This is a genomic window from Salinibaculum rarum (assembly GCF_030505615.1).
GTDB lineage: Archaea > Halobacteriota > Halobacteria > Halobacteriales > Haloarculaceae > Salinibaculum > Salinibaculum rarum.
The window spans coordinates 1,525,851-1,544,028 of record NZ_CP129992.1; the positions used below are offsets into that span (position 1 = coordinate 1,525,851).

Below are 18,178 nucleotides of genomic sequence, written 5' to 3' on the forward strand. Positions count from 1 at the left end.
TGCAGCCACGCAGACCCGCCTGTGTCTGCTGCCAGCGCCGCTTCGTACTGGTTCCGGAACTCCCCGGACATGGGAGTTACGGCCCCTTGATTCTCTCTCCCTGGCATCGCATCCCATACAAATACGGGGGGACGTATTATTTTACCTCCTGCAACGCGTGCAGACCATGCACAGCGGGTCCGATTGGCTCCAGAAGTGACTGTTCGACCCCGTATTCGGTGGGTTTCCTGTCTGCTCGACGGTATGCTCCCTTGTTACTCTGCTTCGCTCTGGACGTGCTCGATTGCTCGCTGGCCGACTTCGACCACGTCGGGTTCCAGCATCTCGGCGTTGGCACGGAGCTGTGCCGGCGTGAACCACTCCCAGTCGTCGGCCGGCTGTTCGTCCCCCGCTGGCGTGATGTCGCGGCTCTCGACAGAGCCGTAGAAGACAAAGTCGATGTGCTGGTGGCCGACGTCGCCGTCACAGGTGTTGATGTCCTCCAGCAAGAACTGCTGGGGCTGGGGAATCGACTGGACGGTCGGCGAGTCGATGTCTGCTGTCGGCGCCACGAGCGTCGGGTCGAGCCCCAGCTCCTCACGCACCTCGCGGGTCGCGGCTTCGTGTGGGACTTCGTCGCGGTCGATGTGCCCTCCCGGTGGGAGCCACATGTCGAGTTTGTCGTGGGCGTGGAGTGCGGTTGCGCCGTCGTGGACGACGTAGACAGTGGCGACGAAGTGGCGGGTGGTCTCCATGTCCTGCCTGAGGGACGGGCTGGCCTTTTGCGTTGCTGTCGGCTGTCACACAGCCGGGCTACCCTGCCAGCACGTTCTTTTGACGGACACTCGGGCCGTGTGGGTGACCTGCACTGGCTCGACTGGAAAGGTAGATTCTTAGCCCCCACTCCCCTGGCTCCCGGTATGAGCTACGATACGGTACGGGAGGTCGACCCCGCTGTCGCCGACGCACTCGACGGCGAACGCGAACGGCAAAACGACACGCTCGCGATGATTGCCAGCGAGAACCACGTCAGCGAGGCAGTTCTCGAAGCACAGGGCTCGGAACTCACCAACAAGTACGCCGAGGGCTACCCCGGCGAGCGCTACTACGCCGGCTGTGAGTACGCCGACGACGTCGAGAACCTGGCCATCGAGCGCGCAGAGGAACTGTGGGGCGCCGAACACGTCAACGTCCAGCCCCACTCGGGCACGCAGGCCAACATGGGCGTCTACCTCGCCATGCTCGAACCCGGCGACAAGATTCTCTCGCTGGAACTCGAACACGGCGGCCACCTCTCGCACGGTCACCCCGCGAACTTCACGGGCAAGACCTACGAGGTCGAGCAGTACCACGTCGACGCCGAGACGGGCTACATCGACTACGAGGCGCTCCACGACCTCGCCGAGGAGTTCCAGCCCGACATCATCGTCTCGGGATACTCGGCGTATCCCCGGGACATCGAGTGGGAGGAGATTCAGGCGGCCGCCGACGCCGTCGACGCCTACCACCTCGCGGACATCGCCCATATCACCGGTCTGGTCGCCGCCGGCGTCCACTCCTCGCCGGTCGGCATCGCCGACTTCGTGACGGGGTCGACGCACAAGACCATCCGCGCCGGCCGTGGCGGCATCATCATGTGCGACGACGAGTACGCCGACGACATCGACGCGGCCGTCTTCCCCGGCAGTCAGGGCGGCCCGCTGATGCACAACGTCGCCGGCAAGGCCGTCGGCTTCGGCGAGGCACTCAACCCCGAGTTCGACGAGTACGCCCAGCAGGTCGTCGACAACGCGAAGGCGCTGGGCGACCAGCTCCAGGAACACGGTCTCTCGCTTGTCTCCGGTGGCACGGACAACCACCTCGTGCTCGTCGACCTCCGCGAGTCACACCCGGACACGACCGGGAAAGACGCAGAACAGGCCCTCGAAGAGGTCGGTATCGTCCTGAACGCAAACACCGTCCCCGGTGAGACGCGCTCTGCGTTCAATCCCTCGGGCATTCGCGCGGGCACGCCCGGGCTGACCACGCGTGGCTTCGACGAGGACGCCTGCCGCGAGGTCGCAGACCTCATCTACCGCGTCGTCGACAACTACGACGACGAAGACGTGAAAAGTGACGTCAGCGCACGCGTCGACGAACTCACCGACGAGTACACGCTCTACGAGTAGTCCACTCGACTATTTCTGTTGCTCTCGTTTTGAGGACGTGTCTGTACTCGGTCACTCGCCGTCGACGATGTCGTCGGCCGACCCGGGAATGCCACAGACGCCGGCCGCTTCACCGGCGCGTTCGACGCCCGAGGAGAGCGGCGCGAGGTCCCATGCGGGGTCGTGACCCGTCTCTCGCCGGTGGCGTTCGATACAGGCCCGTGCGCTCTGGAGTTTTTCGAAGGCCTCTTCGAGGTCACAGGCCGGACAGGTGACGACCGCGCGGTCCGATGCCATACGTGAACTGTGGGACGGAGCGACATAAGCCGTTTCGCTCCGCGACTGGGCCCCCGAGTGGTCTCTCGCTGGCGACTGTCTATCGGTGTGACTGATTGTCCGTAGCGTCCGCTGTGTCGGTCAAGAAGGGGGAGAGAAGGGGGTCCGGACGGTTCGTCACCGCCCGATGTTCGGGTTAGCACAACTGCGACGATCGCGTCGGAAAGTGTCGTGGTGTCCATGCACGACGATGAGGGTGTCCGAAGTGGCGGTCGTCGCGTGCCTCTGACAACGTGCCGCCGAGTCCTCGACGGCCTGTCTGTCCGGCGGAGCGACCACATCTCGTCTATCAACGTCTCGTCGCACTGCCGCCGCCATCTGGTAAGTGTGTACCCTGTATAGAAGTATCTCCTAATATATAATAACGCTCTCGACGGACAGGCTAATCACCTAGACGTGCTCCGGTGACTCGTCGTCGAACAGTTCCGCAAAGAGCCGTCGCTGGGCTTCCCGGAGGTGGTGGGTCACGGTCGGCTGTGAGACGTCGAGTAGTTCCGCGAGTTCGGCACCCGTCGTCTCGCGTGGCGACTGGAAGAAGCCACTCTGGTAGGCCGTCACCAGAACCTCCCGCTGGCGGTCGGTCAACTCCGTCCCGAGCCGGAACTGGAGTGGTTCCCGGGCTTCGGTCTGTGTCCGTTCGCGTCTGGACCGCAGTTCGGTCTCCGGGTAGGTCTCTTCGATTCGGGCGAGAAACTCGCGGACGGACAGTTGCTGTGGCAGGCGAACGACCGCGCGGGTGTGGCCGGCGTCCGCTTCGACGTGTCGCGGAATGCCGCCGCCTTCGAGCAGCGTCCCGGCGACGGTGTCGCCGGTCAGCGTCGCTCTGAACAGATGCGAGTCGCCCCGCTCGACGTGTGTCAGCGATTCGACGGCGACAAAGTCCGCTTCGAGCGCGAGGATGTCCTCGACCGGCGGGTCGTCGAGTTCGAACAGCACACGCGTCTGGCCGTCGCCGTCGGGTGTCGTCTCCCGGTACTGGACGGGGACGCCGGCCAGTGTCGCGACCGCGTTCAGGAACGTGTCCGGCGAGGCAATCTCCAGTTCGAGTTCCGTCACCTCCCCGGCGAGAATCCCCTGTTTCGTCTCGGCGGCGTTGAGTCCGTACCCGACGAGACGGCCGATGTCGGCAAACACCTCTTGAGTCGTCTCGTCGAACGCGTCGGGCGTGTTCGCGTACACGGTCAGGACGCCGTAGTTCGTCTCACCGTACGGCAGCGGGACCGACAGCGCCGACTGGAAGTTGTACTCGACGGCCGTCTGGGCCCACGTTTCGTTTTGCAGGTGGTCGGTGACGTTTTCGACGACGGTCACGTCGTTTTCGACGGCCGTGCGCGCGCTCGGTTCCTCCGACGCCACGGTGGCGGCGACTGCGTCGAGATAGCTCCCGTCGCCGGTCCAGGCGCGTGGCTGGACCGTGGTCTCGTCGGTCGGAAGCGTGCCGATCCAGGCGAAGGCGTACCTGTCGTCTTCGACCAGGTGGTCACAGACTGCCTGTTCGATGTTCGACCGGGAGGAGTACCGAACGAGCGTCTCGGAGACGGCTCGCAGGATGCCGTTGAGGCGGTCGTACTGCTCGAGTGTCTGTGTCCGCTGGGCCAGTTCCGTGTCGCGTTCGCGGATGCTCTCTTTGCTTGCCACACGGTCGAGTGCGGTCTCGGTCGTCGCCGCGAGCAGGCCCATGAGCTTGTGCTTCGTGTCGTCGAACGCGCCGACTTCCCTGGAGGCTGCGACCAGGACCCCGTGGTCACCCAGCGGGAGAAACAGCGCGCCCCGGCTCTCGGTATCGCTGTTTACCAACTGGTCCGACGTGCGGATGTCGTCGAACAGTCTCGACTCGCCGGTGGCGTAGGTCTGCCACGTTACGGAATCGGTGCGTCCGGGACCGAAGATGGTCGTGCCCCCGTAGAACTCGTGGAGTGTCTCCGTCGCTGCGACCGGTCGGAGGACGTTTTCCTCGTCGTCGAACAGGAAGATACCGACCGCCGGCAGGTCGAGCACGTCCGTCGTCACGTCGACGACCACGTCGCTGACTTCCTGTTCGGTGTTCGTCCCGACCAACTCGCGGGTCGCCTCGTACAGTGCGGTCAGCGTCTGCTCGCGCTCGCGTCGTTCGACGGCGGCGATGGCGTACCCGATTGTCTCACCGAGTTCGCCGAGGACGTCCAGTTCCCGCTCGCTGAAGGCGTCGGATTCGTCCCCGAAGACTGCGACGACGCCGTACTCGTGACCGGCGTACGTGACCGGAATCGCGGCGAGTGACTGTACGCCGACATCCTCCGCGAGCTCCGGTGGGATTACCTCTGGGCGGTCTGCCAGGTCACTCATCGTCGTGACTTCGCCGGTATCGAGGGCCCGCAACCCGGGACTGTCCTCGCGGCTGTCGGCTTCGATGGGAAACACCTCGTCGACGTACTCTTTGGCATCTTCCGTCCACGCGCTAGACACGAGCTTGTTCTCCGGTTCCTGATGGAGCGTGAGTGCAAACTCGTAGCGGCCGGTTGCGGTGAGCCGCTGACAGACCGCCTCTTCGATTTCTTCGCGGTTGGTCGCGCTGACGAGTGCCTGGTCGACGTCCCTGATGACGGCGTTGAGCCGATCCAGTTGTGCGAGTTCGTCACGCTGGGCCTGAATCTGCTCTTCGCGTGCTTTGTGCTCGCTGATGTCCCGGATGACGCCTGCGGTCCCGCGGAACTCCCCATCGCTCGGGAGCTTTCGGTATCGGAACTCGACGTGGCAGGTGGTCCCGTCCTTTCGAGTCGCGTCGACTTCGACGTCTCCGATTTCGATCTCGCCGTCGATAACCTGCTGTCGGTGTTCGAGCCCTTTCTCTAGTTCGTCCTCGGAGAGGAGCAGCGACATGTGTGCCCCTTCCAGCTCGTCGCAGGTGTAGCCGGTCACGGTCTCGGCGGCCCCGTTGACCGACATGAAACGGTAGTCTTCGTCGAGCGTGTACACCACGTCGCCGACCGTCTCGACCATCATCTCGTACTCCTCTTTGAGATTCTGGAGCTGTTCTTCGCGTCGTTTGCGTTCGGTGATGTCGACGAGATAGCCCAGATACTGGGTAATCTCGCCGTCCTCTCTGACGATCTTCGTTGTGTCCGTGACCCAGCAGACGTCGCCGTCGGCGGTTACCACACGGTACGGGTCGTGTGTGAACCGCTCTGTCGTCTCGTCGCTGTTTTCCTTGACTTCCGCCATGACCCGTTCGAGGTCGTCCTCGTGTATCACATCTCGATAGGGAATCTCGGCGGACTGGAGCTGTTCCGGGGTGTAGCCCAGCACGTCCTCGACGTTCTCGGAGACGTACTCGACCGGCCACCCTTCTTCGTTTTTCCAGCTGAAAACCACCGTCGGCCCCTGTGCGAACATATCCCGCTCGGCCGCGAGTTCTTCGCGTGTCCGTTTTTCCTCCGTGATGTCCTGGACGACACCGACGATTCGGACCAGTTGCCCGTCCTCGTAGACGCCAAACGCCCGGTCGCGGACCCATCGAACGTCTCCGTCCGGCTGGACGACGCGGTAGGTTACGTCGTACGAGTCGGGGTCGTCTCGCTGCCGTTCGAGTGCCGCTTCGACGCGGTCGCGGTCTGCGGGGTGTACACCTTTGAGAAACGCGTTGGGGTCTTCGGTCACGTCGTCCCGAGGCCGTCCCCAGATGTCCTCGTAGGCCGCGCTGATGAACTCTACCTCGTCTTTTTCCGGTTTCGTTATCCAGACGACGTCAGTGACGCTCTCGCTTATCTGCTGGAGCATCTCGTCGCGCTTGCTGAGTTTGCGCTCGCGCTCGCGCTGCTCGGAGACGTCCCTGACGACGCCGACGGTCCCGTCGAACTTGCCGTCGCGCCGTAACACGGCGATTCGAGCCTCACAGGGAATCTCTCTGCCGTCTTTCGTCTGGACCGTTATCTCCAGTGACCTGACGTCCTCGTCGCCCGTTTTGAGCGCTTGCCCGACCTTTTTATTGGCTTGCCGGACGTCTGCCTCGTCGATGGTGAGACCCGCGTCCGTGCCGATGAGTTCGGCGCGGTCGTATCCGGTCAACTCGACGATTGCGTCGTTGACCGCGACGACGGTCCCGTCCGTATCGAGCTGGTAGATGCCGTCGACGGCGGTGTTGAGAATCGTCTCGTACTGTTCGAGTTGCTCGTCCCGGGTCGACCGAAGTGATTCTGCCTCGATGACGCCCTCGATTCGCCGTCTGAGAAGGGTCTTCGAGACGTTGTCGACAGTCGACTGGATTATCTCGGTCGCACCGGCGTCGATGACCGAGTCGATGTAGTCCCCGCTCTCGCCGTCCGCGAAGACGACGATCGGGATGCTGGGAAACTCCCCACGGAGCGTTCGGACCGTCGTGAGCCGCTCCGTACTGTCCGACGCGTGCGTGCAGAGAATACAGTCGACATCGTGGGCAGAGAGCTGTGAGATTGCGCTGTCGAGGTCCGTCGCCACCGACAGCTCGGTGGTCTCTTCGAGGCCGAGCGTCGCTGCAACGTCAGTACTGCTCCGCGATTCCTCTGTCAGACACAGCAGGCGTACCGTCGTAGTTGTCGATTGCATCTGAAGTGGACACCCTCTCGTCGTTGCCGGGAGTGGACAGACTCCGGCCGGGCCATAAGGGCCCGATTGCTACACTCACCTATGACGCCCAACATATAATGACTTGCCTTCGATGCTCGTCAGAGAAGAAACGGCGAATATCCCACGTCGCGAACCTTGCCGATCTCCCCTACTCTGGGAGAATGAGTACGACGGCTTCCCCGTCGATGACCGTCTCTCCGTCGCCGTCGGTGACAGTCGTCGTCAGGCGATACTGATTGTTGCCGAGGTCCTCGGCAATCGAACACGCGGCGGTGACGCGGTCGCCGATCTCGACCGGTGCGAGGAATTCGAGGTCCTGTGAGAGGTACACGACGTCGCCGGGGAGGCGAGCGAGTGCCGCACTGATGAGTCCGGAGACGAGGATGCCGTGTGCGATGCGTCCGGAAAAGCGTGTCTCCTCGGCGAACTCCTCGTCGAGGTGCAGCGGATTCGTGTCCCCGCTCGACGCCGCGAACCGCTTGACGTCCTCGTCGTGAATCGTCTTCGTGAACCTGCTCGTGTCGCCGACGGCGACGTCCGCAGGCACGTCACTCTCCCAGCCCGCGTGGTCGTCGCCGGGTTCGACGGTGTCTGGCGCTGGCTCTGTCGTCTCCGTCTGACCGGTGACGGTCGGTGCAGTGGCGGCAGTAAACGCCGCAGAGCTCGCTTCGGCAACGTTCGACAATACCTGCGTCGACAGTTTCGCGTACGTGCTTGGGAACATAATTGGGGTGAAACGCTGACCGACTACTGGCTGTCTCAGCCGGCCGTGTTACGGTTTAGAGCAGGCGCCGACCCGATTTATGTATGTCGTTGATATAGCCAAAGTTCACTTCCGGTTGACATCTAACAGTTGAAGTACCGCCAGGTCTCCTCGCGGTCGGGCAGTGTATCGAGTAGAGACCGGGGAGTTCAAGACTCGCCGTACCGCCACACCGGATAATGACAGACGTCATCGACGGGAACGCGGTCGCGAGCGACATTCGCACCGCGCTGACCGACAGCATCGACACGCTCGCCGAGGCCGGCGAGACGCCCACGCTCGCGACGGTCCTGATGAGCGACGACCCGGCAAGCGAGACGTACGTCTCGATGAAACAGAACGACTGCGAGGAGGTCGGTATCGACGCACTCGACATCCACATCGACCCCGACGCGCCCGCACAGGAACTGTACGACACTATCGACGACCTGAACGAAGACGACGACGTCAACGGCATCCTCGTCCAGATGCCGGTCCCCGACCACGTCGACCAGCGCGAGGTGTTGCGCCGCATCGACCCCGAGAAAGACGTCGACGGCTTCCACCCCGAGAACGTCGGTCGACTCGTCGCCGGTGACGCCCGCTACAAACCCTGTACGCCCCATGGCATCCAGAAACTCCTCGACAGTGCCGGGGTCGACCCCGAGGGGAAAGACGCCGTCATCGTCGGCCGCTCGGACATCGTCGGCAAGCCGATGGCGAACCTCCTCCTCCAGAAAACCGATGGCGGCAATGCCACCGTCACGGTCTGTCACTCCCGGACCGACGACCTCGCGGAGAAGACACGCCAGGCCGACATCGTCATCGCCGCGGTGGGCGTCCCGGAAATCGTCGACGGGTCGATGCTCAGCGAGGGCACCACCGTCATCGACGTGGGTGTCAACCGCGTCGACGCCGACACGGAGAAAGGGTACGAACTGGTCGGCGACGTCGACTTCGAGAGCGCACAGGAGAAAGCCAGCGCCATCACGCCGGTCCCGGGCGGTGTCGGTCCGATGACCCGCGCGATGTTGCTGTACAACACGGTCAAGGCTGCAGGCCGCCAGACCGGTATCGACGTCGCGCTTCCCTAACTGTCCTCGTCGAACCGGTCGCCTGCCCGCGCCAGTGCCGCCTCGTCGCCCTCGCGGAGGTACTCACCGAGGTCCCGGAGCGCCCGCACGACAGCCTCGGCTTCTTCCGGTGGGACGTCGCCGTCGAGTGCCTCGATGCGCTTGTACCGGGCGCGTACAGCAGAGAGCACGTCCGTGACTGCCGGCTCGGGGTCCTCGTAGAGGCGGCGAACGTCCGAGACGTAGGCGCTGGCGGCCGCGGCGACGGCCAGGCCACGCTCTGCCCGGAGTGATTTTGGCACTTCTGCCGGTGGTGGACGTTCGCCGTCGGCCCCGCCACGGAGCAAGGAGAGAAAGTACAGTTGCTCGTCGTCGCTGACCGACAGCGCCCGTCCGACTGTCGCGCCGACGCGACGGAGTTCGGCCGCGAGCAGGTACCGGTCTGTAAGCGGGCGCAGGTCGCCAGCGTGGACGAAGCCAGCCGTCCGCAGATACGCCCGTGCCTGCTCGACGGCCGTGTCTGCAACCGCGTCGAGCGGTCGGTTGTCGATACCTTCGATAGCCGGCTGCAGGTCGAGTTCGGCCGGGCCGGCAGTGTGTTCGGTCCGCTCGCCGACGCCGACGCTTCGGATACTGCCACAGTCCGGACACTCGATGCTCCCCGTCTCGTAGTAGGTCCACCGGGCCCCACAGTCGGTACACTCGCGCTCACCGCGGATTTCCATGTCTCTCCGTTGCGTGTGGACGACAATAAATGACTGTTACTGAACCGACAGCTAATGCCGAGACGGCACGGTCCCATCGTGCGGTTGAGATGTGGCCGTTACACTTAACTATCTCCCTCTACAGAATTCAATTGACGCTTCGCTTGGAGGGCCGAAGCGTCAGCGGGGACCAATTCAGGGCGGCAAGCGAATACGCGGCCTTTTGCCGCGTACTCGCTTTCCTTTCCGTTTTCACAACGACGAGCGACGTGTCTGCGGTCGAATCAGTTGATCGAGAGTGAACTGTCGCCGCTGCCGTCGCTGTTCTCGTCCCACTCGAGTTCTAACTCCAGGCTCAGTTCTCCAGTCCCCTCTGGTCCCTCGTGTTCGGCTTTGACCTCGAACTCGACGGTCTCAGGGGGGTCAAGCGTCACGCGCTCTGTACCGGCTTCCAGGGTGACCTGCTCGCCAGATTCCAGTTTCTCCGCGACGTTCCGGAGATATGTTGCCACGTCGGCGAGGCTACTCTGTTGCTCGATCTCGAACAGCACTGTCTCTGTCATACCCTGGTGTAGGCTAACTGGGAAGATAAGGATGCTGGTGGTGAACTCTTCGCTGGATGCCATACTGCCCACTCCCAACGTGACATCTTCTCTCAGCGAGTGATAGAAGAATACGTCGAATAGATGATTGTTTGTGACAGCCGATAATGGTACGAGTTCGTGTGTCTGACTCCCTTCTCAGCAGTGGCGCTGTTGACCTCCCGCCGTTCGAAGCGGGGGGTGGGCCGACCCGGGCCCGAAAGTATATATCCGGGCGAGGAACCTCAGCGTCGCTGTTCTCGGTATGAATACTTTTTGGCAGCCCATCGCTAACTTCCGTGACACTCAATCACACGAACGGCTGTTCCAGGTCACGATTGGTGTAATGTCTCCCTGACAATGAACACTCGCCACGTATATACAACGACATATTTAACATATTCCGACAATAATAGCACGGTAGACCGTACCGATGTATGACCTGACAGGATTCCAGCGTGACCTGCTGTATGTCATTGCGGGCAAAGAGGAACCACACGGGCTCGCAATCAAAGAGGAACTCGAGGAGTACTACGAGAAAGAGATCCATCACGGCCGACTCTACCCGAACCTCGACACACTCGTCGAGAAGGGACTCGTCGAGAAAGGCCAGCGCGACCGCCGGACCAACTTCTACAGTCTCACCCGCCGTGGCCGCCGCGAAATCGAGGCGCGCCGCGAGTGGGAAAACCAGTACGTCGACCTGTAGTCACCGCTCTTCTCGATGGTCTCTGCCCGCACGGCCACTGCCGCCGCCGGACTGGTCGCGAGTCTCGGCGGTTCGCTCGCGCTGTGGTGGTACTTCGATACCCTGCTGGTCTTTCTGTTTCTGCCCTTCGTCCCCTTCCTGTTCCGTGGGCGTAAGCGAGAAGATCCCCCTGTCAGGGAGTGTCCCGTCTGTGGGTTCCAGACCCGAAACGAGGCTTACGACTACTGTCCGCGGGACGGCCACCAACTGGAGTAGTTTCTGACAACAACGCGCCGTTGTGACAGTACGGTCGAATCAGGCCGCCGACTCGCCGAAAACTCCGCGACGATTGCCACGAATGACCGCTTGCGCGTTCGGAGTTAGTACCCCAAGTAGATGGCCAGCGCCTTCAGAATGGCGTAGATGACGACCAGCGGGACGACGACGTAGTACAGCAGCGCCCGCAGGAGGCCGTCGGGAATCAGTCCACCACCGTCGTCGTTCGGTGTCGGCGTCGGTGTCGCGCTGGTCGTGTTTGTCGGGGTCGCCGCCGTCTCGTTCTCGACGGCCAGCGTCCCGACCTGTTCGTCGTCGTCGCTGTAGATGCCGTATGCGTACGTGCCGACCGCGAGCGAATCCGTCGCTGCGGTAAACGAGACTGCGGTCGTCTCGCTTTGTCCCAGCGTGACACGCTCTGTGGCCACCGGGTCGCCCGCGAGGCGGAACTCGATGGACTGGGTCTCCTCGACGCTTCCCTCGTTGCTGATTGTTCCGCTCACCTCGAGGGTGTCACCGCTTGCGACTGCCGCACTGGCCGGTTCCATCTCCGAGACGGTGAACGACCCTGTCGAGGACTGTCCATCGGGGCCGTCGATAGTCAGCGTCCCGGTGAAACTGTCGTTTCTCGTGTAGACGCCGTGGGTGTACGTCCCGGCACCGGGTGGCTCGGATTCGAGGCCGGTGAACTCGACGGTGGTCTCATCGCCGCTCGCGAGGCTCACGCCCTGGCGGGCAACGGTCTCGCCGTCGATTCGGTACTGGACCTGCTGTGTCGCCGTCTGGTCACCGTCGTTCCGGACTGTCGCCTGTATCTCGAACGTCGCGCCTTCACTGACTGTCCGGTCTGTCGGGCTCATATCCGTGACGCGAAACGCGGCGGGCGTGTCACTTTCGACGACCAGTGTGCCGCTCTGGCTGTCGTTGTCGCTGGCGACTGTGTACGTGTAGGTCCCCGGCTCAAACTCCGACGTGTCCACCGGCGAAAAGGCGACGGACTGCTGGTCGTCGGGGGCGAGCGTGACGGCTTCGCTCCCGTACTGCTGGCCGTCGATCTGGAGTGTCACCGTCTGTGTTCCCTCGCTGTTTCCGTCGTTGGTGACGTTCGCGGCGATGGCAACCTCCGCGCCGACGGTGATGGTCTCGCCTGGCGGGTCGAGTTCGGAGACTGTAAACGCGGCCTGTCTGGACTCGACGGTCAGCGTACCGGTCTGGCTGTCGTTGTTGGCGTAGATGCCGTGGGTGTACGTTCCCGGTGCCAGCGAGTTCGTGCTGACGCCGGTGAACGTCACCTCCTGTTGTGCGCCATCGGACAGCGTGACGTCCTGGCTGGCGAGCGTGGTACTGCCGGCCTGGAGTGTTACCGTCTCTGTTCCCTCCGCGTTCCCCTCGTTTGTGACCGTCGCCGAGGCGTTGATGGTGTCGCCCTTGACAACGGTCGTCTCCGTCGGGCTCAGTTCGGAGACGGTAAACGATGCCTCCCTGGATTCGACGGTCAGAGACCCGGTCTGGCCGTTGTCGTCGCTGGCGATACCGTGGGTGTAGTTGCCAGCGCCAAGCGAGGCCGTGTCGAGGCTGAACTCGACTGTCTCCTGACTCCCCGGCCCGAGCGTCACGTCCCGCGTCTCGACGGTGCTGCCGTTGATATCGAGCGTGACGGTCTGAGTCCCCTGTTCGCTCCCGATGTTATCGACTGTCGCGCTGACGTCGACGCTCTCGCCCTCGATGGCGGTCTTGTCCGTCGGTGACAGCCCGGAAATCTCGAAGTACGGCCGGGGCTCTGCCGACCCGACCGGGAACGTCAGATCGAATTGCTGTTGGCCTGCGGGCGGGTTCTGGACGGTCTCCTGGGCCGTGAAACTGCCGTGTCCGGTCTCGGCGATAAAGTACACCTCGCCGTCAACGTTTCCCGGTACCTCTAACTTCACCTCGCCGAGGCCCGCCCCGCCGTACTCCCCGTCGGTGTCCATCGTTATCTCGTCGACCGTCCGATTGCTCCCGCCGTCCTCGGTGACTGCTTTGATGGTCGTTCCCGAGGGGATGTTCGTTCCGTCTTCGGTCACTGCGTTCCCGTGAAAGTAGGCGGCCTCGGGAGAACCCTGTCCACTGACTGTGCCGATACCTGGACTCAGCAGCGATATGACGAGCAGACCGCTTACAAGTACCAGTAGTGCCGTCGTCGTTCCGTCTCGTGTCATTGTCTCCGATTGGGCGGCTTATCTACGCGGTAAGAGACCGTCGTGTGTCAAATACGTCGAGATAGTTTCGGCTCGATACTACTCCGGACTGTACGCGTCCGTGCCGACCACGTACGTCACTGGTTTCGTCCGCGAATCGGGTCCGGTCACTTCGATGTAGAACGCACCGTACCCGGGCAGGTCCGTAGTATCACCCGGCGCGCTTTCGAAGAGTGGTTCTATCCCATCGTTACTGAATGGGTTTATCGGGGTGTGGAAGGTGACGTTGTTGAGGTTCGTCGCCTGTCCGTCGTTGACGTAGTTTTTGAGGGTCCCGAGCGTGGCGTTCCCGTCACCTCCACCAACGTCGGAGACGACGCCAACCAGGTGCGACCCGGTGTCAAGTTTCCACGTTCGGGTGTTTGACGAGTCCGAGAACACGTAGCCGACCCGCGCTTCGTCCCCGGTGATGTTGAAGTAGTAGCCAGCGCCGACCCGGTTCATGTACGAGGAGTCGACCTGCATCCAGTCGTCCGGATCGGTCTGGTTGTACGCGATGACCGTTCCTTTACCCGACATCAGAACCTCGTCCGTCGGCTTTGGCGTGCCGCCGAGGTACCAGCCCTTGCTCATACTCTGCACTTCGTGTGCCAGCGTCACCGTAGCCGAGGTACTGGTGCCATTGATTCGGACGCCGACGTCCTCACCGACTTCGGCCGTCCCGTTGTCCAGTTTCGTCGGGTCGATGGTCGTATCGATGGTCCCGTCGCTCTCGACTGGGACCGACTCGAACTCCGAGTCGCCGTTGACGAGAATGTCGACCATCCCGACAGTGACCGTGTTGCCATTCCTGTCTTCGATTCCGTTGGCCGTGACACGAACTGCTCTGTCCTCGACGACGCCGACGAACTTCGTCTCGATAGAGATGCCGTCGACCGACGCCGCAGCGGTGTTTATGATGACCTCGTCGGAACTGTCCGTAGCGGACAGTCCAAACTCGTCGGTCGCGGTCACGTTAACCGTCCGGTCTCCGTCTGGGACAGTCAGACTCTCGACAGTGAACGTCTTGTTCCAGTCGTCGCCGCTGGTGTTGTTCAGCGCCAGACTGTCGCTTTTGCCGAACGGACTGGCGTCGACAGTCACCGTCGCGACGCCGCTGGTCGCGTCGGACGCGGTTACGTTGACTGTCACGTTATCCCCAACCGTGATGTTCTGGCCCGGGTGTGAGACGTCGTCAACGGTCAGGTCCGGGGCTTGGAAGTCGAGCGTGTAGTCGACTGTTCCGTCGCTGTACGGCGTCGGCTGTGAGGAAGTACCGTCCGTCGAGATTGTCGTTTGGCCGACACTGTCGTTTGCCCGCACGGCGACAGTGTAGGTACCGTTCTCCTCGGGAGCATCGTACTCCCAAACGTCACCGTCCTCGGTGGCATTGACCCACGCCTCGCCGTCTTCCCATGTGCTTCCCGTCCAGTTATACCCGGTCGAGTTTTCGATTCTAAACTGAACGTCGGCGACGGCGACGTTGTCTGTCACGTTCGCCGCGAGCGTCGGCGCGTCGGTCACCTCTGCACCGTCTTTTGGTGCGGTAATCTCGACCGTCGGTGACTCCGTGTCGACTGTCAACTGCGTTGCGTCACTTATCGCGGTACTCCCGTCACTGGCTTCCACGAGGAGCTGCACGTTGTAGCTCCCGTTGGCCGTCGGGACGGTGACGTTTTCCGATGTGTTACCTTCAGCGACACTTACACTCTCGACAGTTTCGCTGGTTTCCCTGTCGTTGAACTGTATCGTCGCCGACTGGACGTCAGCTGTCCCTCCATCGACCGTCGCGTTGTAGGTGACGTTGATCTTGTCCCCGCCTGCGACGGTGGTCTCGTTGACATCGTGGATTATGGCTGTCGGCTCGTTTCCTGCTGCACTTACCGGGACGATAGCGCTCGTCATCGCCAGCACTGACCCGACCATCAGTGCCGCGAGTACGACCGCCCGCAGTCTCCCGCTGCTCTCCGTGCTGTACATCACAATCCCTCCCGTCTTGACACGCGGCGTCCTCTCGCAGGAGCGTCACCGCTCTCCCGTCGGCGGCGCGCCACGGCGTGCGCTGGACACTCGGACGATTCCATATTTTAATTAAAAAGCAACTACTTGATAAATAATCCGGACCTATTTCAACCTCTGAAAACGCCTGCGACCGATTCCGACCGCCTTCTCCCGCTGTGGGTCTCACCCGAGCGGACTCTCGTTCTGGCGGGATGTTTTATGTTGCCTGTCAACGAACCCCATACATGGACCGGGACAGCGTCGAGCCACAGGTGTCGGGATTTCCGGGCGAGGGCGCGAAACGCTTCGTCGAGTATCACCACGACGTTGCCGCGCCGAGTACCTACGTCTACGACTTCGTCTGGGACCACACCGCACCGGCTATCGGTCCGTTCTGTACCGACGTGGACGGGAACGTTTTGCTGGACTTTACGGGCCACGTCGGCGCGATGCCGCTTGGCTACAATAACCCGAAGATTCTGGACCCGCTGGAATCGTTCGACCTCGTCGACCCGCTGAAAATCGCCGGGCAGGACTTTTACGTCCGCGCAGGTAGTGACCTCGAACGCGACCCCGAGATTCCCGGCCCGGCGGGACTGATGGACCGACTCACCGACATCTCCAGCCACTACGGGATGGACACGGTTTTCCTCTCGAACACCGGTGCGGAGGCCGTCGAGAACGCCATCAAGATTGCTTACGACCACACGGCCGGAAAGTACGCCATCACCACCGAAGGGGCATTCCACGGGCGGACGCTCGGAGCGCTCTCGCTCAACCGCTCGAAGGGGGTCTACCGCCGGAAGTTTCCCGAGATTGCCGGCGTCCACGAGACGCCGTTCTGTACCGACCGCTCCTGTCGGCCCGACAGCTGTGACTGTGGCTTCTTCCACGGCGGTTCTTCGTGGCTTCGCGAGATGCTCGCCGACGGGTCGGGGGCTGTCGACGCAGACGAAGTGGCGTATCTCATCCTCGAACCAGTCCAGGGCGAGGGCGGGTATCGCTTTCCCAGCGACGCGTTCATGGACGAAATCGACGCACTCACCACAACCCACGACATCCCGCTGGTCGTCGACGAGGTCCAGTCCGGACTCGGGAGAACTGGAAAGATGTGGGCCAGCGACCACTACGCCATCGAACCGGACGTCATCGCCAGCGCGAAGGCGCTTCGCGTGGGTGCGACCATCGCCCGCGAGGAGGTGTTCCCCGACGAGAAGAGTCGCCTCTCCTCGACGTGGGGGGCAGGCGATATTCTCGGTGCGGCACAGGGCGCGCTGACCATCGACGCCATTCGCGAGTACGATTTGCTCGACAACGTCACCGAACGGGGCGAGCAGGCCAAAACGCTCCTCCGCGGGGCCGAATTGCCGGGTGCGGTCGACGTGCGGGGTAAGGGGCTGATGCTCGCGGTCGAGTGGGAGTCGACGGACCGTCGCGATGCCGTCATGGAGGCCGCACTCGCCGAGGGACTGCTCACGATGGCTTGTGGCACGAAGACGATGCGGCTGCTGCCGCCCCTGGACGCCACCGAGCGCGAAATCCGACTCGGCGTAGAGTTGCTCGGTGTGGCTGCAGACGCCGCGTAAGCTCACTCGCCGTCACACACGACAGAGTGGCCGCTCAGAACTGGTATCGCCGGTCGTCGTTTTGCTGTGGCTGGGGGAACTGGTTGCCGCCGGTCATCTCTTCGAACGTCATCCCCGAGAGGTACTCGTCGTACGTGGCATCGTACTGGCTGCGGAGGTGAAAGTCCAGATTTCCGGTCTCGACGGCCGACTGAAAGAGCATGTGGACGGCCCGGCGCAAGAGTTCGTCGGTGTCGTCTGGCTCCAGTGCCGTGGTGAGCATCGCCAGTTCGTTTCGTGTCTCCCGGTCGAGGTCGACGGACAACTGTTCGCCCAGGTCCGAGTACTGCGATTCTACGTCCTCAGTCAGGTCGTCGAGGCTCATACCACACCATACCCAGGCACGAGGATACCGGTTTCGACTCTCCAGCGGACAGTGGAGGCGGCCGCTTCTCGACTCGCTCACCAGATATGAAAGTCCAATCGCAAATTATGCGCTTCGCGAAAAGCTTAATTACTTTTATCGCTACATTATGGACGTACGATGAGTAAAAAACGAAAAAACAGCACAATAAAATCAGAAATTCCCTCGAACATGTCGGTCCCGGGACCGGCGGAGACGCGATGAGGCTGGACCCGTACTCGCCGTCTTCGGAACGCCTCTACGAGTGTCAGTCCTGTGGGGAGCGGGACCGCTGTGAGACACATGCGTGTCGCTGTCGGGCGTGTGGCGGCCAGATGAAGAACCTCTCCGTCCCGCGAGAGTGAAGCCTCCGTAGTTTTTCGCCGATGCTGGTGTCGGTGAGGCCGGCTAGAAATCGGGGAGGTCGTCGGGCGCCTCGTACTCCGTCTCCCAGTCGATGTACTCGTCTTTGAGCACCTCACAGACAATCTGTCCCAGTTCGGTCAGTCCGGCGTTGATGCCGGAGACGGTCCCCCACGACTCGATGTCAGGGTGCAGGTCCCGTTCCTTCCAGTCTTCGGGCAGTCCCGGCGCGTGATAGCCGACTCTGTCGGCGTGTGAATCCCAGAAGAAGTCGAACTGGCGGAGTAGTTCGAGGTCCAGAACAATCCCGAAGTCGGTCTCGTCCATATCAGTGCGTTCGGTCCACTCCTCGAAGGCCCGTTCCCAGGCACCGTCCCGGAGGAACGCTTCGAGTTCGTCGCGGCGATAGTCTGTATCGCCGACGACGTCGGCGTCCTCGTACTCGTTGGGGTTCATCTCCTGTAGCTCCGGCGGGTCGGGCGTTTCGACGTCGAGGGTCATAGTCCTATATCGGCGCTCTCGG

At 62.5% G+C, this 18,178-nt stretch carries 16 protein-coding genes; 6 read left to right on the top strand and 10 right to left on the bottom strand.

What is annotated here, in order from left to right:
• Nucleotides 1–254: 254 nt before the first annotated feature.
• The gene (locus QYL91_RS08130; protein WP_302079999.1) at nucleotides 255–734 is read right to left on the bottom strand and encodes an NUDIX hydrolase; all 480 of its coding nucleotides are present in this window, start codon (nucleotides 732–734) and stop codon (nucleotides 255–257) included.
• A 165-nt stretch (nucleotides 735–899) separates the two neighbouring features.
• On the opposite strand from QYL91_RS08130, the gene glyA reads away from it, so the two are divergent.
• Nucleotides 900–2,147, top strand: a complete 1,248-nt coding sequence (gene glyA / locus QYL91_RS08135) for a serine hydroxymethyltransferase (RefSeq protein ID WP_302080000.1) — start codon at nucleotides 900–902, stop codon at nucleotides 2,145–2,147.
• 51 nt (nucleotides 2,148–2,198) lie between these two features.
• On the opposite strand, the gene QYL91_RS08140 is transcribed toward glyA, so the two are convergent.
• The 3 genes from QYL91_RS08140 to QYL91_RS08150 all read right to left on the bottom strand — a co-directional run bounded on the left by QYL91_RS08140 (nucleotide 2,199) and on the right by QYL91_RS08150 (nucleotide 7,767).
• On the bottom strand, nucleotides 2,199–2,423 hold the full coding sequence (locus tag QYL91_RS08140; RefSeq protein ID WP_302080001.1) for a DUF7542 family protein: 225 nt from the start codon (nucleotides 2,421–2,423) through the stop codon (nucleotides 2,199–2,201).
• A gap of 429 nt (nucleotides 2,424–2,852) precedes the next feature.
• Nucleotides 2,853–7,022 carry a PAS domain S-box protein gene (locus QYL91_RS08145; RefSeq protein ID WP_302080002.1) on the bottom strand — a complete coding sequence of 1,390 codons (4,170 nt, stop codon included), beginning with the start codon at nucleotides 7,020–7,022 and terminating at the stop codon, nucleotides 2,853–2,855.
• A 169-nt stretch (nucleotides 7,023–7,191) separates the two neighbouring features.
• Entirely contained in the window at nucleotides 7,192–7,767 is a 576-nt protein-coding gene (locus QYL91_RS08150) for a MaoC family dehydratase (protein WP_302080003.1), read from the bottom strand.
• A 218-nt stretch (nucleotides 7,768–7,985) separates the two neighbouring features.
• Here QYL91_RS08150 and folD point away from each other — a divergent pair, with 218 nt between their 5' ends.
• Entirely contained in the window at nucleotides 7,986–8,879 is an 894-nt protein-coding gene (gene folD / locus QYL91_RS08155) for a bifunctional methylenetetrahydrofolate dehydrogenase/methenyltetrahydrofolate cyclohydrolase FolD (protein WP_302080004.1), read from the top strand.
• Here the strand turns inward: folD and QYL91_RS08160 are convergent.
• Nucleotides 8,876–9,583, bottom strand: coding sequence for a DUF7117 family protein (locus QYL91_RS08160; protein ID WP_302080005.1), 708 nt, complete (start codon nucleotides 9,581–9,583; stop codon nucleotides 8,876–8,878). The genes folD and QYL91_RS08160 overlap by 4 nt on opposite strands.
• Before the next feature lie 263 nt (nucleotides 9,584–9,846).
• On the bottom strand, nucleotides 9,847–10,125 hold the full coding sequence (locus QYL91_RS08165; RefSeq protein ID WP_302080006.1) for an amphi-Trp domain-containing protein: 279 nt from the start codon (nucleotides 10,123–10,125) through the stop codon (nucleotides 9,847–9,849).
• A 451-nt stretch (nucleotides 10,126–10,576) separates the two neighbouring features.
• Here QYL91_RS08165 and QYL91_RS08170 point away from each other — a divergent pair, with 451 nt between their 5' ends.
• Complete coding sequence (locus QYL91_RS08170; protein WP_302080007.1) at nucleotides 10,577–10,852, top strand: PadR family transcriptional regulator; 276 nt, start codon at nucleotides 10,577–10,579, stop codon at nucleotides 10,850–10,852.
• A 15-nt stretch (nucleotides 10,853–10,867) separates the two neighbouring features.
• A complete protein-coding gene (locus QYL91_RS08175) occupies nucleotides 10,868–11,107 on the top strand; it encodes a hypothetical protein (RefSeq protein WP_302080008.1) in 240 nt (79 codons plus the stop codon).
• Nucleotides 11,108–11,211: 104 nt separating this feature from the next.
• Here QYL91_RS08175 and QYL91_RS08180 read toward each other — a convergent pair whose 3' ends face one another.
• Together QYL91_RS08180 and QYL91_RS08185 are read right to left on the bottom strand one after the other, a co-directional pair.
• Entirely contained in the window at nucleotides 11,212–13,305 is a 2,094-nt protein-coding gene (locus tag QYL91_RS08180) for a CARDB domain-containing protein (RefSeq protein ID WP_302080009.1), read from the bottom strand.
• A gap of 78 nt (nucleotides 13,306–13,383) precedes the next feature.
• Nucleotides 13,384–15,303, bottom strand: a complete 1,920-nt coding sequence (locus QYL91_RS08185; protein ID WP_302080010.1) for an Ig-like domain-containing protein — start codon at nucleotides 15,301–15,303, stop codon at nucleotides 13,384–13,386.
• 266 nt (nucleotides 15,304–15,569) lie between these two features.
• Between QYL91_RS08185 and QYL91_RS08190 the strand changes: the two genes are divergently transcribed.
• On the top strand, nucleotides 15,570–16,910 hold the full coding sequence (locus tag QYL91_RS08190) for a class-III pyridoxal-phosphate-dependent aminotransferase (RefSeq protein ID WP_302080011.1): 1,341 nt from the start codon (nucleotides 15,570–15,572) through the stop codon (nucleotides 16,908–16,910).
• 34 nt (nucleotides 16,911–16,944) lie between these two features.
• Here QYL91_RS08190 and QYL91_RS08195 read toward each other — a convergent pair whose 3' ends face one another.
• The gene (locus QYL91_RS08195) at nucleotides 16,945–17,274 is read right to left on the bottom strand and encodes a ribbon-helix-helix protein (RefSeq protein WP_302080012.1); all 330 of its coding nucleotides are present in this window, start codon (nucleotides 17,272–17,274) and stop codon (nucleotides 16,945–16,947) included.
• A gap of 239 nt (nucleotides 17,275–17,513) precedes the next feature.
• Between QYL91_RS08195 and QYL91_RS08200 the strand changes: the two genes are divergently transcribed.
• Nucleotides 17,514–17,657: a rubrerythrin-like domain-containing protein gene (locus QYL91_RS08200; RefSeq protein WP_302080013.1), complete on the top strand. Its 144-nt coding sequence runs from the start codon at nucleotides 17,514–17,516 to the stop codon at nucleotides 17,655–17,657.
• A 43-nt stretch (nucleotides 17,658–17,700) separates the two neighbouring features.
• Here the strand turns inward: QYL91_RS08200 and QYL91_RS08205 are convergent, their stop codons facing one another.
• A complete protein-coding gene (locus QYL91_RS08205; protein ID WP_302080014.1) occupies nucleotides 17,701–18,156 on the bottom strand; it encodes a DUF7992 family protein in 456 nt (151 codons plus the stop codon).
• Nucleotides 18,157–18,178 lie beyond the last annotated feature (22 nt).